This is a genomic window from Aquirufa echingensis (assembly GCF_042714525.1).
Lineage (GTDB): Bacteria > Bacteroidota > Bacteroidia > Cytophagales > Spirosomataceae > Aquirufa > Aquirufa echingensis.
This window is the reverse complement of sequence record NZ_JBBKYA010000003.1, coordinates 117,428-141,499: the sequence shown is the minus strand read 5'-3', so window position 1 is coordinate 141,499 and position 24,072 is coordinate 117,428. Positions and strand designations below refer to the sequence as shown.

Annotated in this window: 23 protein-coding genes; 16 read left to right on the top strand and 7 right to left on the bottom strand. The window is 38.2% G+C overall.

Annotated elements, in window-relative coordinates; genetic code table 11:
- Positions 1-2 precede the first annotated feature (2 nt).
- On the top strand, positions 3-1,310 hold the full coding sequence (locus tag SKC38_RS05890; protein ID WP_377975961.1) for an MFS transporter: 1,308 nt from the start codon (positions 3-5) through the stop codon (positions 1,308-1,310).
- Here SKC38_RS05890 and SKC38_RS05885 read toward each other — a convergent pair.
- A complete protein-coding gene (locus SKC38_RS05885; protein WP_377975959.1) occupies positions 1,297-2,220 on the bottom strand; it encodes a hydrogen peroxide-inducible genes activator in 924 nt (307 codons plus the stop codon). The two genes, SKC38_RS05890 and SKC38_RS05885, sit on opposite strands and share 14 nt — an antisense overlap.
- Positions 2,221-2,329: 109 nt before the next feature.
- Between SKC38_RS05885 and SKC38_RS05880 the strand changes: the two genes are divergently transcribed.
- Complete coding sequence (locus SKC38_RS05880; RefSeq protein ID WP_377975957.1) at positions 2,330-2,878, top strand: peroxiredoxin; 549 nt, start codon at positions 2,330-2,332, stop codon at positions 2,876-2,878.
- Positions 2,879-2,925: 47 nt separating this feature from the next.
- Complete coding sequence (locus SKC38_RS05875; RefSeq protein ID WP_377975955.1) at positions 2,926-3,498, top strand: carboxymuconolactone decarboxylase family protein; 573 nt, start codon at positions 2,926-2,928, stop codon at positions 3,496-3,498.
- A gap of 38 nt (positions 3,499-3,536) precedes the next feature.
- Here SKC38_RS05875 and SKC38_RS05870 read toward each other — a convergent pair whose 3' ends face one another.
- Genes SKC38_RS05870 through rpe form a run of 4 tightly spaced genes read right to left on the bottom strand, consistent with a single transcriptional unit; the run spans position 3,537 to position 8,092 of the window.
- On the bottom strand, positions 3,537-4,286 hold the full coding sequence (locus SKC38_RS05870) for a glycosyltransferase family 2 protein (RefSeq protein ID WP_377975953.1): 750 nt from the start codon (positions 4,284-4,286) through the stop codon (positions 3,537-3,539).
- Positions 4,286-5,410 (bottom strand): acyltransferase family protein, encoded by a 1,125-nt coding sequence (locus tag SKC38_RS05865; protein WP_377975952.1) that lies wholly within the window; start codon positions 5,408-5,410, stop codon positions 4,286-4,288. Before SKC38_RS05865 ends, SKC38_RS05870 begins: the two co-directional genes overlap by 1 nt.
- Complete coding sequence (locus SKC38_RS05860; RefSeq protein WP_377975950.1) at positions 5,407-7,431, bottom strand: OmpA family protein; 2,025 nt, start codon at positions 7,429-7,431, stop codon at positions 5,407-5,409. The genes SKC38_RS05865 and SKC38_RS05860 overlap by 4 nt, the downstream gene beginning before the upstream one ends.
- 4 nt (positions 7,432-7,435) lie before the next feature.
- A complete protein-coding gene (rpe, locus tag SKC38_RS05855) occupies positions 7,436-8,092 on the bottom strand; it encodes a ribulose-phosphate 3-epimerase (RefSeq protein ID WP_377975948.1) in 657 nt (218 codons plus the stop codon).
- Between the two features lie 80 nt (positions 8,093-8,172).
- On the opposite strand from rpe, the gene ligA reads away from it, so the two are divergent.
- Genes ligA through SKC38_RS05835 form a run of 4 tightly spaced genes read left to right on the top strand, consistent with a single transcriptional unit; the run spans position 8,173 to position 11,811 of the window.
- The gene (gene ligA, locus SKC38_RS05850; protein WP_377975946.1) at positions 8,173-10,173 is read left to right on the top strand and encodes an NAD-dependent DNA ligase LigA; all 2,001 of its coding nucleotides are present in this window, start codon (positions 8,173-8,175) and stop codon (positions 10,171-10,173) included.
- Between the two features lie 3 nt (positions 10,174-10,176).
- The gene (dapA, locus tag SKC38_RS05845) at positions 10,177-11,076 is read left to right on the top strand and encodes a 4-hydroxy-tetrahydrodipicolinate synthase (RefSeq protein WP_377975944.1); all 900 of its coding nucleotides are present in this window, start codon (positions 10,177-10,179) and stop codon (positions 11,074-11,076) included.
- A complete protein-coding gene (locus tag SKC38_RS05840) occupies positions 11,076-11,378 on the top strand; it encodes a Dabb family protein (protein WP_377975942.1) in 303 nt (100 codons plus the stop codon). The genes dapA and SKC38_RS05840 overlap by 1 nt, the downstream gene beginning before the upstream one ends.
- Positions 11,359-11,811, top strand: a complete 453-nt coding sequence (locus tag SKC38_RS05835) for a hypothetical protein (RefSeq protein ID WP_377975941.1) — start codon at positions 11,359-11,361, stop codon at positions 11,809-11,811. The genes SKC38_RS05840 and SKC38_RS05835 overlap by 20 nt, the downstream gene beginning before the upstream one ends.
- Here SKC38_RS05835 and SKC38_RS05830 read toward each other — a convergent pair.
- On the bottom strand, positions 11,777-13,207 hold the full coding sequence (locus SKC38_RS05830) for an alpha-L-fucosidase (RefSeq protein ID WP_377975939.1): 1,431 nt from the start codon (positions 13,205-13,207) through the stop codon (positions 11,777-11,779). The two genes, SKC38_RS05835 and SKC38_RS05830, sit on opposite strands and share 35 nt — an antisense overlap.
- A complete protein-coding gene (locus tag SKC38_RS05825) occupies positions 13,197-15,656 on the bottom strand; it encodes a M14 family zinc carboxypeptidase (protein WP_377975937.1) in 2,460 nt (819 codons plus the stop codon). The genes SKC38_RS05830 and SKC38_RS05825 overlap by 11 nt, the downstream gene beginning before the upstream one ends.
- A gap of 92 nt (positions 15,657-15,748) precedes the next feature.
- On the opposite strand from SKC38_RS05825, the gene fucP reads away from it, so the two are divergent.
- From fucP to SKC38_RS05780, 9 genes are all read left to right on the top strand, one after another.
- Entirely contained in the window at positions 15,749-17,086 is a 1,338-nt protein-coding gene (gene fucP / locus SKC38_RS05820) for an L-fucose:H+ symporter permease (protein WP_377975935.1), read from the top strand.
- Positions 17,076-17,414 (top strand): L-rhamnose mutarotase, encoded by a 339-nt coding sequence (locus SKC38_RS05815; RefSeq protein ID WP_377975933.1) that lies wholly within the window; start codon positions 17,076-17,078, stop codon positions 17,412-17,414. The genes fucP and SKC38_RS05815 overlap by 11 nt, the downstream gene beginning before the upstream one ends.
- Before the next feature lies 1 nt (position 17,415).
- Positions 17,416-19,062 carry a UxaA family hydrolase gene (locus SKC38_RS05810; protein ID WP_377975932.1) on the top strand — a complete coding sequence of 549 codons (1,647 nt, stop codon included), beginning with the start codon at positions 17,416-17,418 and terminating at the stop codon, positions 19,060-19,062.
- Positions 19,063-19,152: 90 nt separating this feature from the next.
- Positions 19,153-19,890 carry an SDR family NAD(P)-dependent oxidoreductase gene (locus SKC38_RS05805; protein ID WP_377976598.1) on the top strand — a complete coding sequence of 246 codons (738 nt, stop codon included), beginning with the start codon at positions 19,153-19,155 and terminating at the stop codon, positions 19,888-19,890.
- A gap of 4 nt (positions 19,891-19,894) precedes the next feature.
- On the top strand, positions 19,895-20,572 hold the full coding sequence (locus SKC38_RS05800) for an SGNH/GDSL hydrolase family protein (RefSeq protein ID WP_377975930.1): 678 nt from the start codon (positions 19,895-19,897) through the stop codon (positions 20,570-20,572).
- Positions 20,573-20,575: 3 nt separating this feature from the next.
- On the top strand, positions 20,576-21,421 hold the full coding sequence (locus SKC38_RS05795) for a fumarylacetoacetate hydrolase family protein (RefSeq protein WP_377975928.1): 846 nt from the start codon (positions 20,576-20,578) through the stop codon (positions 21,419-21,421).
- Positions 21,421-22,239: an amidohydrolase family protein gene (locus tag SKC38_RS05790; protein WP_377975926.1), complete on the top strand. Its 819-nt coding sequence runs from the start codon at positions 21,421-21,423 to the stop codon at positions 22,237-22,239. The genes SKC38_RS05795 and SKC38_RS05790 overlap by 1 nt, the downstream gene beginning before the upstream one ends.
- A gap of 1 nt (position 22,240) precedes the next feature.
- Positions 22,241-23,020, top strand: coding sequence for an L-fucose dehydrogenase (locus SKC38_RS05785; protein WP_377975924.1), 780 nt, complete (start codon positions 22,241-22,243; stop codon positions 23,018-23,020).
- Positions 23,017-24,072: an alanine racemase gene (locus tag SKC38_RS05780; RefSeq protein ID WP_377975923.1), complete on the top strand. Its 1,056-nt coding sequence runs from the start codon at positions 23,017-23,019 to the stop codon at positions 24,070-24,072. The genes SKC38_RS05785 and SKC38_RS05780 overlap by 4 nt, the downstream gene beginning before the upstream one ends.

Here is a 24,072-nt window from a genome sequence, read left to right as displayed (position 1 = left end):
GGATGAAAAACGAACTAAATAATCCCAAGGTTTTAAATGCGTGGGCATTTTATGATTGGGCGAATTCGGTTCATTCTTTAACCATTACGAGTGCGATTTTCCCGATTTATTATCCTTTCGCTGCTGTCAGTGCTTCAGGTAATAAAGAGATCGATTTTCTAGGGATGCATTTAAGTAATACGGTTATATTTTCATACACTGTTTCATGTGCATTTTTACTGTTAGCTATACTAATGCCATTACTTTCAGGAATAGCTGATTACAAAGGAAACAAGAAATCGTTTATGCGATTTTTTTGTTATTTAGGTTCATTTAGTTGTATTAGCCTTTACTTTTTCGAAAAAGGAAATTACTACATTGGAACATTTGGTTTTCTATTTTCCATCATCGGATGGGGAGGAAGTATGGTGTTCTATAATTCCTTTTTACCTGAAATCGCAAGCCCTGACCGTTTTGACCAATTAAGTGCCAAAGGATTTACAATGGGTTACATAGGAAGTGTTCTTTTACTTATCCAAAATTTAACGATGGTGATGATGCCGCAATGGTACGGCAATCTTTCTGGAGATTTAGCATCTAGAATATCATTTTTAAGTGTGGGAATTTGGTGGTTAGTATTTGCGCAAATACCATTTCATTATCTTCCCGAAGGCAATAAACGTATGCATCGAGGCGAAAACATATGGTTAGGCGGTTGGAAGGAACTTAAAAAGGTATATGAAGAAGTGAAAAATATTGGAGCACTAAAGCGCTTCTTGGCTAGTTTTTTTCTCTTCAACATGGGAGCGCAAACTGTTATGTTTTTGGGAGCATTATTTGGTAGTGAAGAATTGCATTTGCCAACAGACGCACTGATCATAACCATTCTATTGATTCAACTAGTCGCGATACCAGGAGCTTATTTTTGTGCAAAACTTTCTCAACGATTCGGTAATATACAAGCATTACTAGCTATCGTTATCGTCTGGGTTGCCATTTGTGGTTTCGCCTATACGGTAAATGATCAATTTAATTTTTATTTATTGGCCACTGGCATAGGTTTTGTGATGGGGGGGATCCAATCGAATAGTCGGGCGACATTCGCCAAAATGTGTCCTCCAAATGAACAAGACACGAGTTCCTATTTCAGCTTTTATGATGCATGTGATCGCTTATCAACCGTGTTGGGGACATTCATTTTTGGCTTAATCATCCAATTGACTGGCAACATGCGCTTAGGTATTTTGATATTAGGCCTTGTGTTTATAGCCAGTATCTATTTCCTTTTAAAAATAAGAAGAACCGAACAACTTCAAGCTATATTGGGATAATCGTTCGATCAGCAATAGACTGCCACTGCATCGGAATATGTGCTAATATCTCTAATTTAAGTGCATTAATAATAGCTTTACGTGAATAGGACTTCGCATGAACTAGTGAAACTTCACGAATTGGTGTAGGCTTGGGAAGTGGATGTACCTTCTCTTTTGATTTATTATCTAAATAATCGACAAACATTTGCGGAATAATTGTTTGACCAAATCCCAAATCAGCCATTCGGACTATCGTTTCTAAACTTCCCGTTTGATAAGTCAATGAATTAGATATTCGGGCACCTGCATTCAGGTTACAGATAGAATTAATTTGATTACTTAAGCAGTGTCCCTCCTCTAAAAGCCACAATTTAGTAGGATCAAGAGTGGCACTTAATTTAGATCCATCATCTTCCCAGACATTAGAATACAGGAATAATTCCTCGTAATAAAGTGGAATCTCAATCAAATTTGAATTTAAAGGGGTAACAAGTATGCCTATGTCAATTCGACCTTCAGCAATTTCATGCTTAATATTCTCTGTGGTAGTTTCCGAAACGCTAATAGTTAAATTGGGGTATTTCAATTGGAAATCAGCCAGAAAGCGTGGCATTAAATATGGTGCTATCGTTGGGATAACTCCAATTGCAAGATTTCCCGTAACCTGTGTAGACCAACCTTTTGTAAGAGAGAGTATGGATTTACTTTCCGAAAGAATGATTCGAGCTTTTGCTAAAATTTCTCTTGCTTCAAGTGTTGGTTCTAATGGCTTAGCCTTTCGATTAAACAAGGTCATGTTCAATTCATCTTCCAATTTTTGCACTTGCATGCTCAAACTGGGTTGAGATACACAGCAATAATCAGCTGCTTTGGAAAAACTTTGCAGGTCGGCGAGCGCGACGATGTACTCCAGTTGTGTAATTGTCATTATATAGTCAAAATCTATACAAATATAAAAAATATAGATTTGATTGATAGTTTTTAAACTACGATATTTGCAACATCATTTTAAACGAACAAACAAAACACTTATACAAATGGCAAATTACATGTTAGGTTTAGGAAGCCAATTTCCTACATTTTCAAAAACGGCAGTTGTTTCTTTAGAGCAAGGAAAAGAATTTGCGACAATTACTTCAGAAGATCACAAGAAAGATGGTAAGTGGTTAGTAATGTTTTGGTGGCCAAAAGATTTTACTTTCGTTTGCCCAACTGAAATTGCTGAATTCAACCGTCGTGCCGGTGATTTCGCTGACCGTGATGCAACATTGATCGGAGCATCAACAGATTCAGAATTCGTACACGCAGCATGGAGAAGAGATCACGATGATTTACGTGGTTTGAAATTCCCTATGTTGGCAGATACTTCTAAAAGCTTAGCTGAAGAATTAGGAATTTTGACAGAAGGAGAGAAGGTTGCATACCGAGTTACTTACATCGCTGACCAAAACGGTATCATCCGTTGGGCTTCTGCAAATGATCTTTCAGTAGGTCGTAACGTAGACGAAGTATTGCGTGTATTAGATGCTTTACAAACAGATGAGCTTTGCCCATGTAACTGGAAAGCAGGAGAAGCAACATTATAATATTCTTTTAGCCCCAGGGTTCCCTGGGGCTTTTAAAATCAACGACCATGAGTGAGACTAAAGATAATTTATTAGCAGAGATCAATATCCCTGCTACAGAATCCTTTGCCCTTTTAGACACTTTGGATGCTGCGGATCACCGTTACATCAAAGATTTAAAAATTAATGTTTCGAATGCATTACGAGCGCAAACATTGAACGAAAAAGAAGCAATTCTATTAGCGTTAGCAGTTTCAGTCAATCAGAAACACGAAAGAACGATAACTTCCTTAACGGAGTTAGCGTTAACAAAAGGAGCGACTGAAGCTGAAATCAATGAAATTCATGCCTTGGTTTCTTTGTTAAATGCTAACAATATTTTTTATCGTTTCAAGCACTTTGTAGATAAAGAATATTACAATACAGCACCAGCAGGTATTCGCATGTCCATCATGATGAATCCTGTTTTAGGCAAAGAGTTTTTCGAACTTGCTAGTTTAACTGTATCAGCAATCAATGGTTGTGAAATGTGTGTCTCATCACATGAGCAGTCGGTCAAGAACCATGGGGCTACAGAAGCACGTATCTTAGATGCCATTCGCTTAACGGCTATAATCAAAAGCTTAATCGTATTACTTTAATTAAAAAGGCTAATTCAGAATTGAATTAGCCTTTTTAATTATTTTTTAATCTCCTTCACCATTCGATTCAATGCGAACCGAAATGTGCTTAATTCTTTAAAACTTTGCCAACAAACCTTTAGAAGTTTCATGTGTCGAATAGACACTTCACCTGTTTCTCGTTCTTTGTGTAATACAGGAATATCAAATAAGGTTTGACCAGATTTCTTTGCCAATACAGCTAAGAAGATGTTGGGAGCGAAAGGAACTTGTTTGGGTAAAGCAGCAATTAGTTTCTTTAAAAAACTCGTACGAATCAATCGGAATGGAATATTCGCGTCATGAATATAAGTTCCGTATATGAACAATAAAGAAAATTTTAAAATACGAGTAATTAATAAGCGGAATGGATCATCATGACGAACTTCTCGAAATCCTAGAACAAAATCAGATTCATTACGTTTCTCCCAAAATTTATGAAAATCACGGGGATCAAACTGGTCATCTGAATCCGTTTGAAATACAAATGCTGGATTCATATCAATTGCCATTTGATAGCCGTTGTAAATCGCATTCCCATGTCCACCATTCAACTGATGTTTGGCAATTAAATTGGGATAAATACCCGTCAATTCATCTAAAATAGTACCCGTATTATCACGAGAACCGTCATTTATAATCAATAACTTAAATTTATCTTTAGGTATTATTTGACTAATCCCCTCAATCCAATTAGGCACCACTTCTCGTATACATGCTTCTTCATTGTAAGCAGGAATAACAACGATTAATTCTAACTCCTTTTGCATTAAATACGATTTTTATATTTGTTGATCGGCTGTTCTATTATAAACCAAGATAAACTTGATAAAAATACAAGAAATAAAAAGCTTATTATAAACTTGTAGATTGTAAAATTAACCAATTCTAAATGAAAATTTGGAAGATACTTATTTAAATAAAACCAAATTGTATTTCCTTCATCGTGGTAATAATTCATCACAACATTGTGATACAAATAAATCCCATAAGAAATTGAGCCTAAATAAGATACAGGTTTTGACTTCAAAAAAGCACTTAATATCCATGTGTCTTTCCGAATAGATAAGGCGATCAAGAAAAAAGAAAAAAATGCTCCGGAAATTCGTTCAAAAACAATGGACCAAATATTCGCATGTTGAAAAATGGTTAGCTCCCCTAAATTCAGAATTGCAAGAAATGCAATTAAACTAACTATTAAACCTACTTTAAGAAACTTAACAGATTGAAAGTAATTTTGTTTGTAATGAAATAAATAGGCCAAAATTCCACCCAAACCAAAGCAATCCAAAGCTGCAAATGGATTAACATACCACCACATCCAATTTTGCTCTTGCATCTCTGAACTAGCAAAGGCATAAAATCCAAATCGTGTTCCCAAACCAACCAAAAGCATCAAAATAAACAAAAGCGGATACTTGCGCGGAGCAAGTAACAAGACAAAATAGGGAAAAACGAGGTAGTACTGCTCTTCCACTGCTAATGACCAAAGATGATCCCAAATACCCAGCCAGGTTGCCTTTGTCATGATGTAAAAATTAGGCAAATAAAACACGAGGTAGGGCCACAAATTTTTAAAATTTGACAAAGAAAACACCAATCCAATCAATAACAGTAAAAAGTAGATAGGGAATATCCGCAAGGACCTTCGATACATAAACCGAATAATTTTCACCAAAATAGACGAATGATTTTGCCTACAATCATCTGCATTTTGAAATAAAATTCGTGTGATTAAAAAGCCACTTAACACAAAGAAAATCACAACACCTAAATGCCCTAAAAAGGAAAAAGGATTTATGGGGATCAGCCAATGATCCAACAACACCAAAAGCACCGCGATAAATCGGATACCATTTAATTGCTCAAAATAGATTGCTTTATTTTCGGTCATTGCACAACAAAAAAACTAAATTCAACCCGACGATTCAAACGCCTTTTTTCTTCCAGGGTACTTGTATTCAATGGTTTCGTACCACCCCAACCTTTTGTATCTATTCGATTAACAGAAATACCTTTCGAAATTAAATAGCTCTTAACTTGATTCGCACGCTCCAAAGAAAGTTTTAAATTCTCATCCCAGTCTCCTTGATTGTCGGTATGTCCTTCTACCAACAAATGTAATCCTTCGTTTTCTTGTAAAATCAAAACAATTTCATCTAAAGCAGGGTAGGACTCCTTCGAAATTTCGGATTTACTTTGAATAAAGGAAAGATTGGGAACCTTATATTGCTTATTCATTTCAATGGGAACTAAACCCAATAATTGAACCGATTCGAAGTATTTGGCTTGATCCCGAAAATCAAAATTCTCCCGCCGAGTCACAAATCCTTTTGCCCTTATTTCCATGTAGAACGGTTTTTTCGTTGGCCACATGAAACTAAAATCCCCTAAATAGGGATCATAATCAATTTGCATCGTATCTGACGAGACCCTTGATTTTACTAGTATTTTCGCTGGAATTGCTAATTTACTCAATTGGTTTATCACTTGCCCCGAAACCTGAACCAATGTCTGTGGTTTTACTTTTTCCGGAATTTTGATGCGGTAAATATCTTCAGCACCCATGGAGTTTTCCACTGAACTAAAATAGGCATAATCCCCTTGCGCAGACACGGTAAAATATCCATCCCATTGGTTTGTGTTAACTACTGGACCAACATTTTCCGGAATGGACCAATTGAGCCAACTATCATCTAATCTACGCGTAAGAAATATATCGTTATTACCATAACCAACATGTCCACTTGATGAGAAATACATTGTCTGACCATCAGGAGCAATAAAAGGCGTACTTTCAGACTCACCTGTATTAACCGCAGCTCCAATATTCTTAGGTTCTGTCCAAGTATCGTCTGATTTTAAAAACGAGACATAGATATCTTTTCCGCCATAAGAATCCTTCATTTCAGTGGTCATTAATAGAACCTTACCATTGGGGGCCAACGTATATTCTGAATATTCTGATTTATTTTTAAAGTTTTGAATCCGAATCGGTTTAGGGAAACTCCATTCACCAGTGCGCAATAAAAATGATAGCGAAACACCTTTTTCCATTTGGCCATCTTTGCCATAAACATTATTTAGCAACATGGTTTTACCATTTGGCGAAATACCACAAACGGCATTATTTTCCTCATTATTGATAGGTGCGGGAAATAGCGTCGCCTTTTCCCATTGTTTCTTATCCTTTAAATTAGACACCCAAATGTCTTGATTTTTATTAGCCCCTAAATTATCAGGATGTTTCCACCGAGTGAAATAGAGTTTTTTGCCATCAGGACTAACCACCGGGCAAATCTCATTAAACTTTGAATTAATAGCCGTTCCTAAATTTTCTTTGACCAAATAGGCATTCGGATCAACTTCCAATTTAATCCGATCTTCAATGGGAGAGTCACCGTCCGATATTACTACAGCATCCAACTGGGAATAACCTGAAACACGCAAAGAGTTCATTGTAATCTTAATGGATTTCACTTTGAATGAGGTCGGATTAGCCAACCGTATCCGCGTTATTTGTCCGTTGGCTTGGGCATAGCCAGCATTAAATTCTTTCAACAAATATAATTTATTGTTTTCATCCAATGCATCAACGCGAGTAATTGACCCCGCACCAAAATTTTCAAAAATCGCTACTTGCTTTACGACTTTGGCTGTATCAAATGAAACAATGATAAATTCGCCGCCTGGATTATCAGGAGTCAAAGATTGCCAAGCACTAGGAGTGGCTGAAAATTTAGGGTATTTACTTGGTCGGCCTAAAATATGAATCGCCCGATATTCTTTTCCCAACAAGGGATCTGAATATTCGCTAGAAAAAGACATCACCTTACTTGCCCATTGAACCGATTGAGCCTTTGAGGTCAAAAGCGTCAAACAAATTAATGAAAAGAGGAGAATACTTTTTAGCATAAACTTAAGCCAAAGTCATTAATTCTTGGATAGTAGCCTTCGGATCCGCTGAGGCAAAAACAAAACTTCCTGCTACAAGCACATTTGCACCTGCATGAATTAATGCCCCTGCATTTATTTGATTTACGCCTCCGTCAATTTCTAAATAAATATCTTTCCCTGTAGAATCAATCAATGCTTTTAATTGAGTGGTTTTTCGAACAGAATTTGGGATAAATTTCTGTCCACCAAATCCCGGATTAACAGACATAATTAATGCTAAATCTAAATCCCCGATAACATCTTCTAAAACAGAAACGGGAGTACCAGGATTAAGAGCAACTCCTGCAAGGCAACCTTCAGCCTTAATTTGTTGGATAGTACGATGTAAATGCGGACAAGCTTCAGCATGTACCGTTATCATATTGGCACCACTAGCGGCAAATTGACTGATATAACGTTCAGGTTTTTCGATCATCAAATGACAATCCAAAAATTTCGTAGTATGCTTGGCAATTGCCTCTAAAACAGGAAAACCAAATGAAATGTTCGGGACAAAGACTCCATCCATTACATCGATATGAATCCAAGCCGCAGCAGATTCATTTAACATTTGAGTTTCTTGAGCGAGGTTGGCAAAATCAGCGGCCAACACAGAGGGTGCAATGATTAATTTTTCCATTTTACAAAGGTATGAAAAATATTGGCTAAGGCTTATTTCTGATGAGATTCGGATTAACTTTGTATGTCAATTTATCGCGTATGGATATTCAAAAAAAGATGCAGGAATTGGTGGATCAAATTAACCACTACAATCATGCATATTATCAATTAAATGAAAGCTTAATTACAGATGAGGCATTTGATAAACTCCTCGCTGAATTGCAAAAATTAGAATTCGAAAATCCATTATTTGCCGTTCCTAATAGTCCTACACAATTCGTAGGTGGTACCATCACTAAAAATTTCAAATCAGTTACCCATCAATTTCCCATGCTATCATTGGGAAATACCTATAATGAATCAGATTTACGCGATTTCGACGAGCGCATTCAAAAAGCATTAGGCGAAGAAAAATACGAATACATCTGCGAATTAAAATTTGATGGTGTAGCGCTTTCCTTTTGGTATGAAAACGGAAAATTAATCAAAGGAGTTACGCGTGGAGATGGAACACGTGGGGATGATATTACCAATAATGTTAAAACCATCAAATCAATTCCGCATACGATACAATCGCAGGATTTTCCAACAACTTTTGAAGTAAGGGGAGAAGGTTATATGCCCATCAGTTCTTTTGAAAAAATCAATGCAGACAAAATTTCCCAAGGTGAGGCTCCTTTAGCAAATCCACGTAATGCGGCTTCAGGAACATTTAAATTGCAAGATTCGAGTATTGTGGCCCAAAGAAACATGGCGTGTTTTGTCTATGCCTACCTCGGAAATGAGATCCCTTTTCAGACCCATGAAGAAGGGTTGATGTTAATGGAAAAGAACGGATTCCCCGTTTCCAATACCTATCGAAAATGTGGAAACATAGACGAGGTAATCCAATACATTGAAGATTGGGAGGAAAAACGCCACGATTTACCCTTGAATACAGATGGCATTGTCATAAAAATCAATGATTTAGGACAACAAGAGCGATTGGGTTTTACAGCCAAATCACCACGATGGGCTATCGCTTATAAATACCCTTCCGAAATAGCGCATACCAAAATAGAAAGCGTATCCTACCAAGTGGGCAGAACAGGGAATGTAACTCCTGTAGCTAATTTACACCCCGTGTATTTGGCAGGCACTGTTATCAAGCGCGCATCCATTCACAATGCGAATGAAATGGAACGCTTGGATTTACATGAAAACGATACGGTATACATAGAAAAAGGGGGGGAGATTATCCCTAAAATTACGGGGGTTGATGCAAGTAAACGCCTACCAAATGCAGCCAAATTCGAATTCCCTACACATTGTCCAGCTTGTGATCAAGCATTAATCCGTGAAGAAGGCGAAGCAAATCATTACTGTATAAATGACTCACATTGCCCACCTCAAATTAAAGGAAGAATAGAACATTTTATTCAGCGAAAAGCCTTAAACATTGAAAATTTAGGGACAGAAACCATCGATTTATTAGTTGAAAAAGGGATTATTCACAATGCTGCCGATCTATATGACTTGAACGAAGAAAGTTTCTTTGGATTAGAAGGCTTTCAACAAAAATCCATTTCCAATATCCTTACCTCGATAGAAAAATCGAAGCAAATACCTTTCCGACAAGTATTATTCGGAATAGGAATTAGACATGTGGGAGCAACAATCGCAGAAAAGTTAGTTTCGGCTTTTCATCGGATAGAGGATTTGCAAAATGCGACTTACGAGGAATTAATTGCCGTACCTGAAATTGGGGATCGCATTGCCTTGAGTATTCGAGCGTTCTTTGAAGTTGAAGAAAATATTCAATTCATTGATAAATTAAGAAGCTCAGGCGTTCAATTATCTGAAGAAATCCAAGAAATAGTCTTGGAAGGGCAGGCTTTAGTCGGAAAAAGTTTCGTAATTTCGGGAGTCTTTGAAAACTTCGAACGGGATGACCTTAAGGCTAAAATTGTAGCCAATGGTGGAAAAGTAGTTTCCAGTATTTCATCCAAACTCGATTACCTAGTAGCTGGCAACAACATGGGGCCTGCTAAATTGGAGAAGGCTACTCAATTAAATATCAAAATTCTAAGCGAAGAAGACTTTTTAGCGCTTCTTTCATAATGTATGCAATCACAAACATTACCTAAATTTCATGGCGTTGCTCCAGCATTAGTAACTCCGATGTTTGCAGATCGTTCCATCGATTGGAAAGGATTAGAAAAACTTATTGCTCATGTCAGCCAAGGTGGCGTTGATTATCTTGTTGTCCAAGGAACCACAGGAGAATCGGCAACGACTACAGCAGATGAGAAGAAACAAATTGTTTCAACAATTCAAACGAGCAATTCTCGTAATCTGCCTATCGTTTATGGATTGGGAGGAAACAACACCGAAAATCTTTTAAAGCAAATTAAAGAGACTGATTTTTCAGGCATCGATGCGATCTTGTCTGTTTGTCCCTATTACAATAAACCAAGTGCACGTGGCGTTATTGCCCATTATCAAGCCATTGCTGATGCTTGCCCAGTACCTGTTATCATGTACAATATTCCCGGAAGAACGGGAATTAATATGTCGGCTGAGACAGTGTTAACTTTAGCGGAGCACAATAATATCATAGGCGTTAAAGAAGCATCTTGTATTATTGAACAATGTATGGAAATTGCGTTTCACAAACCGGAAGACTTCTTATTGATTTCGGGTGATGACGTACAAGCTGTGCCTATTATTTCGATTGGTGGAGTAGGTGTTATGTCAGTCATTGCGAATGCATTTCCACGTCAATTTACTGATATGATTCACGCGGCTTTGGCTGGTGACTACAAAACAGCACAAAAAGCATTGGCTGCATTCTTAACCATTGATCCTTATTTATATGAAGAAGGTAATCCGGTAGGAGTTAAGAAAATTCTTGCATTGCAAGGAATGATTCAAGGACAGGTTCGTATGCCTTTAGCAGAAGGATCTGATGCACTTGGCAACAAGTTAAAAGAAATTATTACTCAAGTTAAATTATCCAACTAATGTTCGTACACGTAGTAAACTTTTGGTTAAAGAAGGGATTATCGCAAGAAGAAATCCAAAAATTTGAAGCAGGTGTTAGTTCACTTGCCGACGTAGATACAGTTGATGTATTTAGTGTAGGAAAACCTGCTAAAACAGATCGTCCAGTCATTGATCGTTCATACGATTATTGTTTATTAACAACTTTCGAAGAAGAAGCAGGACACGATGTATACCAAACACATCCTATTCACTTAAAATTCATTGACGATTGTAAAGAACTTTGGGAAAAAGTATTGATTTATGATTCAGAAAGCATCTAAATACGCAGTAGGAATCCTACTGATAAGTACTGCACTTAGTTGTTCAAAACATGTTCAGCCAAGTACCTATTATAGCCCCAACTTCAAAGATGGGGGCACTGAACGTCATGACGGTTTGGGATTCGAAATACCTGTTAAGTATGCGATTGATATCTTTTATTTCAATGAGCAGCCTAAACAAAGCTTTGCTGTGATAGAACCGATTTCTTTTTCGGATGAAGTTCCATTGTCATTAGACCAAACACAAAATGGCAAAATGCTCAATCGAGGTATTCATCAAAATAAGAAAAAAGAAATCCTTGATAAAATGGTAGCTAAAGCTGAAGAGTTAGGAGCTTCTGCTTTAATGGATATCAAATATCAAGTTTACACAACAAAAGACGCAAATGGCTACACGTTTAGTGGTACAGCGATTCGTTATGTGTTGAAGTAAGATATAGCAAATCAAAATTCGACAAGAGAACTTGTCCTCGAGCATCCAAGAAATCAACTTGGATGCTTTTTAGTTTACGCGCTTTAAATGTCAAGATGCGCTTATTGCCAATCGTATGACCCTGTAAAACCTCAGATCTACTATCTTGATCTACCAATTTAACTTCAAAACGCTTGACGCGCTGACCTAAAGCTATCGGTTCTTGCATTTGAATGGCATTAACTAATCGAGAATCAGCTAAAGACCAAGTAAGCCGTGGAGACTTATCCGAAACATTAGCCGCCCAAAAAGTACGTGGACTTACATCGTATAATTTGTCAGATCCATAACCCTTCATAGAACTTGAAACCTGAATACCGTCCGTCTTTTTACGAAGACTTCTCAAGCCAGTGTTCATTAGCGATTTCAAACCCATTAATGCGGCAGAATCATTGGGATGAATTAATCCACGAGTATCAACGGGAATATTGATTAATAAATTGGCATTGCGACCAACCGAGGCCACATATATACGCATCAAGGAATCAGGACTCTTAACTAAATTATCTTGTTCAGGATGATAATACCAACCCGGTCGAAGACTCACATCTACCTCTGGGGCAACCCAATGGCTACCATTTTCTTGTCCTTGTCGGTAATCGTCAAACTTAGGATAACCCGGATAAATCTCATCTTTGTTAATAGGGGACCACATGGTTTCGTAAGAATAACCCCGTTCATTACCAACCCAACGAATGTCTGGTCCATTATCTGAAAACTGTACAGCATTCGGTTGGTATTTATTGACCATCGAATGAAACAATTTCCAATCATACACCTGCTTTTTTCCATTAGGTCCTTCACCGTTGGCACCATCATACCAAAATTCAAAAATCTGCCCATACTGTGTCAAAAGCTCCTTTTGCATATTGGCATAAACCTGATTGTAATTATCAGTCCCATAGGCTGGATGAAAACGGTCCCAAGGAGACAAATAAATTCCCAGTTTTAACCCATAACGTTTACAAGCATTGGATAACTCACGAACTACATCACCTTTCCCATTTTTCCAAGGTGATTTAACAACGGAATGATCTGTAAATTTTGATGGATAAAGGGCAAAACCATCATGATGCTTTGCAGTAAGAATCAAACCTTTCATCCCGGCAGCCTTTGCAATTCGAACCCATTGATTGCAATCCAATGCCGTTGGGTTGAATAATTTAGGATCTTCTTTTCCTTCGCCCCATTCTACATTCGTAAAGGTGTTCATGTTAAAATGAACAAAACCATAGTAGGATAATTCTTGCCAAGCCAATTGCTTCGCACTAGGGATAGGATAGACGGGCTTAATTGTTTGACTAAATGAATATTGGAATCCACAAGCCAACAAAAACAGGATAAGTTTAATTCGCATGATATAAAAGTGCATTTTCAAAGAGTTTAATGGATTGCGTTGGAATCGCACGGAATAAAGGGTTGAATCCAAACCAAATATAATTTCCAGCACCTAATCCGTAATTTGCCATCCACAAGCTATTATTAACTTGTTTTTTTACCTGATTACCAACAAATCCGTAAATCTGAGCGGAGCTATTTGTTTTGACAATTGATTTCCATTGGGTATGTGGCTTTATTAATCGTTCCGCTTGATTCAAAATAATTATTTGGTCCTGATTGATTCCAAAAGCCAAAGGATGCGATTTTTCTACTTGGCCTACCAATAAATTACCGGTCAATGTTTTGGAGATTTCATGTCTCTCTGAATCTTCATAAGGTGTTTGATTCACTAAACTATCCTTTAATTCTTTTTCAAAAAGCGCAATTTCCTTATCGGAAATGAAACTAGTAGCCTTTTCAAAAAGAATAACTTGTCCACCTTTCTTTACATAATCATCCAATAAAGTTTGTTGGCTTTTTGCAAGTTCAGCCGACTTCCCATTGGGGATTATGATATGGCTATAATCACTTAAATTCGCCCGAAATAGCTGTGTTAAAGGCACAAAGCTAGGTTTCAAAAGCATATTCTTCGTTAAATGATAAGCCAATTCACCTTGTTGGTTTACATCAAAACTAGGATCGACCACAACAGCAATGCGTGAAGTTTTCACTTGAATAAAATGCGTTGAGCCTAAATCTGCTCCCGATTCAGAACGGTATGACCGAATACCCTTCAACGCAATATGCGCCGAATTAGCTGCTTCAGCTAAAGGTTCCCAAGATCCTCTTTTCTTTAGTACCCAAAGGTAACCCGGTGCATAATCCGTTCCTTCAAAACGAACTTGCTTATCATTAAAAACCACTAAATAACCCTTTGAAATCAAGGTATTAGCAAATTGAATTGACTTCGCGTCCGATTTAAATACATAAGCTACATGCGCTTCATCAATTGATTGATTCAACCAGCTGCTTTCCTTGCAATCAACTCCAGTCAAGCGCTCCTTAATTCCATAGGCGCGAATTCCGTGTAATTGGAATAAATTCCACGCTGTAATGTCGTAGGTTAAAGAATCCTCTAAAACCGGGGTAGGGTCCAAAAGTGCTTGAATCATCGGTGCCGCTGATTGATACGCTGAAATAAGCAAATCACCGGAGGACGCTTTATAAACTTGATTTTTTTGATCCTGAAAAGAGAAAGCATTGAACGTACCGTCCTTGTCCACTTGGCTCAATTGAATACGATTGGATTTTAATAAACGAATCAATTCTGCTGATTTACCTATGTCAGCTTGAGGTATTACATACGATTTGTAAAGGTTAGTTGGTGTATTTCGTGCATTCGCATGATTTTGATAGAAACTAGCCTTTACCTGTTCATTATTACTAAGAGACCATTCCACCAAATTGACGGCTAATGCACGATGATGCCGCACTCGATCAACAAAACGTATCGTATCTCCATTCGATTTTTGAGCTTGCAAGCCCCCACGAATTCCACCTTGTTCTAATGTCATTCCTAGAGCACCATTTAATACAGGATAGGTATCGCCATAACCTGGATAAAACAAATCATAAATTTCAGATGTAAAATAAGGCCATTTATTTTGATCAAACAATTTAGCAAATGACTGACCTACAGATGATTGCAATGCCAAAGTTGAATTAGAAATAAACTTCAAATAAGGTTTGGCTGCTGGTGGGAAATAGTACGAATGCTGAAAGCTTTGTTCATGAAAATCGGCATGTAACATAGGTAACCAAGACTGAAAAAAGGCTAAACGTTGTTTCGACTCTACTTGCGTCTGCCAAACCCAATCCCGGTTCAAATCAAATGAAAAGTGATTATAGCGACCTGATGTAGAACCTTCAAAATGCTCTTGGTCATTGGGATCTGCATTTCCGCCCGCTGTAAAATTACGACGGTTGAATTGAGTAACATAAGCATCCCGACCATCCGGATTAATGCATGGGTCCATTAATACAACAAAATCCTTTGATGAATTCATCAATAGACCGCCATCTTTCACCAAATCATAAATCGCACCTAAAGCCGCTTCTGATCCGGCTGCTTCGTTTCCATGAACATTAAAGGATAAATTAATAATAACAGGTAATTCATTGCTCGGCTGTATTTTTCCCTCAATTACTTGTTGGTGAATAGATTTCACCTCATCCAATTTGGCCAATAAATGTGGATTTGTTAAAGTCAAAATACCCAATTCCCGGCCTTCGTTTGTTTTCCCGTAAGATTGCCAACGTGCCATAGAAGGACGCTGTGAGGCCACATGTTTGCAATAATCAACTAATTGGTAGTGGTAGGTAAAGCGTGTTCCGAGCGGATATCCTAAGAATTCGTCTGGACTTTTTAGTTGGGCCATACCCATAAAAGAAAAAAGACAAGCGAATACGGAAAGAAGAAATTTCATGAAATAGATTTAGTTTGTTAAGTGTTTTAAAATTAAGGAAAAAAGAAGGTAAATTGAAAGGACTTTTGACTTTACCTATTAAACTTATTCACATGGCATTACCTTCATCAGATCAGAACTCCGTTCATGTTCATGCTGACAACAAAACCAACTATACCATTCCATTAATACTTGTAACAAGTTTGTTTTTCCTTTGGGGCCTAGCGAATAGTTTAAATGGAACACTAGTCAAGCAATTCCAAACGGCTTTGGATCTCCAACGATGGCAAGCCAACATCGTTGAAACGGCATTCTATTTAGGCTATTTTGTCATGGCATTACCTGCGGGAATCGTGATGCGAAAATATGGTTATAAAATGGGGATACTGCTCGGCCTAGTCTTGTATGCTGCGGGAGCCTTCCTTTTTTATCCTGCTGCTGATGTAAGATCTTATTCATTTTTCCTTATTGCCTTATTTATGATTGCAAGTGGCATAGCCTTTTTGGAAACTGCTGCTAATCTGTACGTAACTGTATTGGGTGATCCAGCCAAAGGAGATTTTCGCTTAAATTTTGCGCAATCTTTTAATGGAATGAGTATCATTTTAGGTCCTGTGATTGGGGGATTTTTCATTTTCTCTGATAAAGAATATAGCAGGGAAGTACTAGCAGCCATGCCAGTAGCTGAATCTGAAGCCATTCGTGCAGCCCATGCAGCATCCGTCCAAAGTCCCTATTTAATCATTGGTTGCGTCGTAACATTTGTAGCTATTTTATTCGCACTTACGAAAATGCCTGAATTAAAATCTGCCGAAGAACAGAACTCAAATGTGCGAATTAAAAACTTGCTAAAGCATAAGCATTTAGTGTTGGGAATCATTGCCCAGTTTTTAAACATAGGTGCTCAAGTTACTCTGTGGGGCAATTTTGTTGATTTGAAACTAGATTATGCGCCAGATACCAACTTATGGATTGTTGAGAAAATATATCAAATCTCATCGGGGATGTCGGCTACCCAAATGGCCAGTTTTCATGCCTCATTCGCATTTATTCTATTTTTACTAGGTCGGTTCTTAGGCACATTCCTGATGGGTCGATATAAGTCCAATCAAATATTAGGTTTATATGCAATAGGGGCCGTTGTTTCATTAATTGTCGCCATGTTGGGTGGTGGAATTAGCGCAGTAGTGGCCTTAATGTTGGTATATTTTTGTCAATCGATTATGTTCCCAACCATCTTTGCGTTATCCTGTAAAAATTTAGGTGAAGGTTCAAAATTGGCCTCTTCCTTGATTATTATGTCAATTGTAGGTGGAGCGATTATTCCTCCATTCACCGCATCATTATTTAAAATCAATACCAATGTGGCCTTAACAATACCTTTGATATGCTTTGCATACATTGTTTTTTATGCATACAAAGGTTCAAGTGTAAGATCCGATGAAGCATAAGTATATCTTGATTTTAGATTTAGTGGACGAACAGGCTTCCATAAAACAGTATGAAGCTTACCACGAGCAAATACCTGATGAAATAGCCAAAAGCATCTCGGATTCAGGTATCGAATCCATGGAAATTTATCGCTATGGAAATCGTTTGGTCATGGAAATTTTAGCCAATGATACTTTTTCATTTGAAGCCAAAGCGAAAGCAGATCAGAACAATGAAGCGGTGCAAGCATGGGAATCCTTAATGGATAAATTTCAACAACGCATCCCAGGATCTAAAACAACAGAGAAATGGGTATTAACAAAACGAATTTTTAGCTTAAAAAATTAACATGTCAAGTACTTTTTTACAAATCAATCCTACAGATAATTTACTCGTAGCCTTACAGGACCTTAAAAAAGGCGCTATTATCAAGCACGCAGGGAACGAAATTACCTTGCAGGATGATATTGCAGCCAAACATAAATTCACAACTGAGGCGATCCCAAAAGATGGTAACGCCTATATGTATGGTGTGTTGGTTGGCCATGCGAGCCAAGATATCCCGAAAGGTGGATTAATCCATACTTTTAATTTACACCATGCTTCGCAAGATTTCGTGGGTAAACAAAAGGAATATACGTGGTCAAGTCCCGATGTTAGTAAATTCCAAAACAGAACATTTAACGGCTATCATCGTGCAGATGGCCAAGTTGGCACCCAAAACTATTGGTTAGTCATTCCACTTGTTTTTTGTGAAAATAGAAACATTGAATTATTAAAGAATGCATTCATTCAAGGCCTTGGCTTTCAAAAGAATGATTCAGTGACCAACCAGGTTATCACTTTACGCAAACAGTTTGAAGCAGGGGAAAAACTACAATTAGGGGATAGTTCATCTGACGCTTTTATTTCAAAAAGCCCTTTGTTTCCAAATGTAGATGGCATCAAATTTTTGACACATGAAAGTGGTTGTGGTGAGAATAAAGATGATTCCATGAATCTATGTGCATTATTAGCAGGTTATTGTGTAAATCCGAACGTAGGTGGAATAACGATTTTAAGTTTAGGTTGCCAACATTCTCAAATCGAGGTTTTCAAACAAAAATTATCCGAGAAAGATCCGAATTTCAGTAAACCCATCCATTTCTTTGAGCAACAACAAGACGAAGGAAGTGGCGTGGAAAAAATCTTAAATGAGGTTGTCTTAAAAACCTTCGAAGGTTTGATTGAAATCAACAAATTATCCAGAAAGCCGGCACCTTTATCCGCTTTGCGATTAGGCGTTAAATGTGGAGGATCTGATGGATTTTCAGGCATTTCGGCCAATCCAGCCATCGGTCATACGGCTGATTTATTAGTGGGTTTAGGTGGAACGGTCATGATCGCTGAATTCCCAGAACTCTGTGGCGTAGAACAAGAATTACAGAACCGGTCTGTGACTGCAGAGGTTGCCAATAATTTCGGGCTCATGATGCGAGAATATGCCAAACGTGCTGCTGCAGTTGGCGCCGGTTTTGATATGAATCCATCACCAGGAAATATCAAAGATGGTTTAATCACTGATGCGATTAAATCGGCAGGAGCAGCGAAGAAAGCTGGATCTTCACCCATTGTTGATGCATTAGGTTATGGTCAATATGCAACAAAAATAGGCTTAAATTTAGTTTGTACGCCCGGAAATGATGTGTTGGCGACAACTGGTATGGCAGGAGCAGGTGCAACGATTCAACTGTTTACTACGGGTTTAGGAACTCCAACGGGTAATCCGATTAGTCCGATGGTTAAATTATCAACCAACACTCGGCTAGCTGAGAAACTTCCTGAAATCATTGATATCGATTGTGGCCCCATCATTCGAGGAGAAAAATCAGTAGAAGAAATGGGTGAAGAAGTTTTGGAATACATTATCCAATTAGCTTCAGGAGAAATCACAACCAAAGCAATGGATTTAGGACAGGACGATTTTATGTTCTGGAGAAGAGGGGTATCGCTATAGACGTTAGACATTAGACTTTAGTCATTAGAAGTTGGATTTAATAAAATGTAGAGACGCGATACTTCGCGTCTATTAATTAAAAAAAGAATGATATTCTCATTAAAAGGAAAAAAAGTAGTGGTAACGGGTGGCTGCTCCGGAATAGGGGAGTCTATAGCTACCTTGTTCCAACAACAAGGCGCTGAGGTACATGTCATAGACTTATCTTTACCAAAGGACCCTAAGCCTAAAATCAATTACCACCAAGCGGATATCACCAATTTCGAAGTGGTGGAACAAATTGCTACACGTATTTCACCGATTGATATTTTGGTCAACAATGCAGGAATTCCCCAAATTGGAAATCTAGAAAAAACCAGTCCTGCTGATTTTCAAAAAATTTTTGACGTAAACGTTAAAGGAGCCTATCATTGTATGTTGGCCTTCATTCCCTTCATGGTCACAAAGCAATCAGGTGTGATTCTAAACATGGCTTCCGTAGCTGCATCCGTAGGAATTCCGGATCGTTTTGGATATTCGATGACCAAAGGAGCCATCAAATCTATGACTCAATCGGTTGCGAAGGATTACATTGACAAAGGAATTCGATGTAATTGCATCTCTCCAGGTCGCGTACATACACCCTTTGTGGATGGATTTATCGCCAAAAACTATCCTGACAATCAAGCAGAAATGTTTGAAAAATTATCCAAAACGCAACCCTTAGGCCGTATGGCACAGCCTTCTGAAATTGCTAATTTAGCCTTATATTTATGTTCGGATGAGGCATCCTTTATTACAGGTTGCGATTATCCTATTGACGGTGGATTCATTTACTTAAACAACTAAACCTATGAAATCGAAAATTTTAAGCATTATGTTATTGCTTAGCTTAAGCCTAAGTTCATTCAAAACAGCAGAAAACCCAATACGTATCGTATTTTTTGGCGATTCCATCACACAAGCTGGTGTAGGTAAAACCGGATATATCACCAAGATGGCTGAAATGATAGGCACATTAGGCTTAGCTAGTAAATATGAATTAATCGGTGCCGGCATTGGTGGAAATAAAATCTATGATTTATACCTACGTCATGAGGAAGATGTAATCGCTAAGAAACCTAATATCGTGATTATTTATGTGGGTATTAACGATGTTTGGCATAAAACGACTTCGAGAACGGGAACAGATGCCGACAAGTTTGAACGTTTCTATAACGCTTTAATTAAAAGGCTACAAAAAGCTAATATTCAAGTAGTTATCTGCACACCAACGGTCATCGGAGAGAAGTATGATGCTACCAATGAGAACGACGGGGACCTGAATGCATATTCCAATATCATCCGCAAAATTGCTGCAGATAATCAATGTAAATTGATCGATTTACGCAAGGCATTTATGACTTACGAAGAGAAAAACAATATTGAAAATAAAGCCTCAGGCATTTTAACTACTGATCGCGTTCACTTAACGGAAGCAGGAAATCAATTCTTAGCTGAAACGATGTGGGAAACCATTAAATCTTTATAATCCATGCAATTAGTTAGAATAGGTGCTTTTGAACAAGAAAAACCAGCTGTATTAATCGATGGCCGCTATTTGGATGTTTCGGAACACATCAGTGATTATAATGAAGCATTTTTTGCTGCAGATGGTTTGGGAAAATTGGCACATATCCTTGCAACCAAGGATTTACCTGAAATAAAAAATCCAACACGTATTGGTTCATGTGTTGCTCGTCCTTCCAAAATCATTTGCGTAGGACTTAATTACGCTGATCATGCCCGTGAAACAGGGGCTGAGATCCCTCAAGAACCCATCCTTTTCTTCAAAAGTACAACGGCTCTTTGTGGGCCAAATGATCAGGTCATCATACCCAAAGGTTCAGAAAAAACAGATTGGGAAGTGGAATTAGCCATTGTCATTGGTAAAAAAGCACAATATGTTTCGGAGGCAGACGCATATGATTATGTTGCAGGATATTGCTTACACAATGATTATTCAGAACGCGAATACCAATTAGAACGTGGGGGGAACTGGTCAAAAGGCAAAGGATGTGATACATTTGCCCCTTTAGGGCCTGTATTGGTCACAAAAGATGAAATTGCCGATGTCCATAATCTTTCTATGTGGTTGGATGTCAATGAAAAACGCTTTCAAACATCGAATACCGACCAATTGATTTTCAATGTCCCACAAGTCGTATCTTATATTTCTCAGTTCATGACTTTATTACCTGGCGATGTTATATCAACAGGTACGCCTCATGGCGTGGGATTAGGCTTTAAACCTCCTATTTATTTGAAAGCTGGGGATGTCGTAACACTAGGAATGGATGGTTTAGGTGAACAAAAACAAACAGCAGTTGCCTATTCATAATGATTGATTCGCACCAACACTTTTGGAATTTTGATGCGGAACGCGATACTTGGATAACTGCCGAGATGGCAGTGATTCAAAACGATTTCTATCCCGATGAAACGCTATTTAAATCCAAAGGAATTGAAAGTTGTATTGCAGTTCAAGCTTCATCATCCGAAGAAGAAACTTTGTTTCTATTAGCCTTAGCTGAACAATCCGACTTCATTCAAGGCGTGGTGGGCTGGGTAGATCTCCAACAAGCGAACATAGAAGATCGTTTGAGTTACTTTTCGCAATTCGAAACAATAAAGGGCTTTAGGCATATTGTTCAGGGGGAAAAAGACCCAGAATTTCTACAAGGTGCAGCATTTAAGCGTGGAGTACGTGCATTAAATGCCTTTGATTATACCTATGACTTACTGATTTTACCGCATCAATTAGCTGCTGGGATAACTTTTTGCCAAGCATTAGAACAAAAAATCGTCTTGGACCATTTAGCAAAACCACCGATTAAATCGGGAAGCATTCAACAATGGAAGCAAGATATTCAGGCTTTCAAAGAGTTGGAACATGTTTCAGCGAAAATATCGGGCTTAATTACGGAGGCCGACTGGAATTCATGGAAGCCATCGCAAATTAATGAAGTAATTGATGTGGCTTTAGAGGTATTTGGAACAGACCGACTGCTATTTGGAACTGATTATCCCGTGGTAAAAGTAGCGGGCGAATTAGACGATTGGATTGCAGTTTATCAATCAAGCGTTGCTGCATTAAGCGAAAATGAACGAGCAAAAATCAACGAACATAATTGTAAAAACTTCTACGCATTAGACTAATATGAATTTAGGACTCAAAGAAAAGGTCATTATTGTAACAGGAGGTGCCAAAGGCATCGGTGCTGGAATCAGTCAAGCACTTGGGTTAGAATCAGCCATGGTAGCGATAGTTGGTCGGAACGCCGCTGATAATCAAGCCTGCATCGATATCATTCAAGCAACGGGCGGACAAGCTTTTTCATTTGTTGCGGAACTGACCCAACCGGATGAATGTACACGCGTGGTTACTGAAATCGTAAATATGTTTGGCCGAATCGACGGATTAATCAATAATGCAGGGGTAAATGATGGGGTAGGTCTTGCCAATGGAAACTATGAAAAGTTTATGCAGTCCTTACATGCAAATTTAGTTCACTACTATTTAATGGCTCAAGCATGTTTACCGCATTTGATTAAAACCAAAGGAGCGATTGTCAACATCGGTTCCAAAACAGCTGAAACAGGGCAAGGTGGAACTTCTGCTTATGCAGCGGCAAACGGCGGTCGGAATGCGCTTACACGTGAATGGGCCGTGGAATTATTGCCCCACAACATTCGAGTTAATGCTGTTATTGTAGCAGAGTGCTACACGCCACTTTATGAGAAATGGATTCAAACACTTGAAAATCCTGCATCAAAACTAAAAGAAATTGAGGCAAAAATTCCTTTGGGAAATCGCATGACTACGGCTGACGAAATAGGAGCGATGGTTGCCTTTTTATTATCACCCAAATCAAGTCATACAACTGGCCAACTCATCCACGTAGATGGCGGTTATGTTCATTTAGACCGAGCATTATGATCAACTTCACCAACATTGAAAGTCCAGGATTAATGGTAAATCCTGAGATTGTCAAGAAAAACATTCAATGGGTTCTTAATCAAGTAGATAAGAATCCTTCAAGATTAAGACCTCATATTAAAACGCATAAAACGCGCGAGGTAAATCAATTACTTTTGGCAGCTGGAATAACCAAATTTAAAGCTGCTACCATTGCAGAATGTGAATTACTTGCCTTAGATGAAGCACCTGATGTGCTTTTGTCCATGCAACCCACAGGAACCACATTGCTTCGTTTTATTGAACTACTGAATAAATACCCCAAAACATCCTTTGCTTGTTTACTCGATGATGCCCAAGCGGCACATTCATTGAATGCTGTTTCAAACAATCAGCGTGTATTTGTCGACTTGAACATGGGGATGAATCGCACGGGAATTAAATCGGAAGATTCTTTACCCTTGATTGAACTCATCGAGGAATTACCGAATTTGATATTGTCTGGTTTGCATGCTTACGATGGACATATTCGTGACGTGCAAATCGAGGAACGTCAGCAACATGTCGAGCAAGATTTTCAATCATTTTATGCACTATTGCCTCAAGTCCGTAAGGATTTAGAACTAGTGGTAGGAGGAACGCCAAGTTTCTTAGTGCATCATTCCAATCCTAATTATGTCTGCAGTCCTGGAACCTTTGTGTTCTTTGATACGGGATATGCCAAATTATATCCTTCAAATAGCCTTGAATTAGCCGTTCAGGTGATTGGACGTGTTATTTCAATCCCAACAGGCCATACAATCTCAATAGATGTTGGCCATAAATCCGTAGCCCCCGAAAACAGCATCGATAATCGTTTACAATTTATCGATCACCCGGAATGGAAGCTGTTGAGCCAAAGCGAAGAACATGGCATTGTGGAAGTAGGCGATAGTTCTACATTAAGCATTGGCGACGTCGTTCGAATGTATCCCTACCATATTTGTCCTACAGTTGCATTACATCAGTATTTACAAGTGGGAGATGGAAGCGTTTGGAAAGTAGTAGCACGTGACCGAAAAATAACAATATAA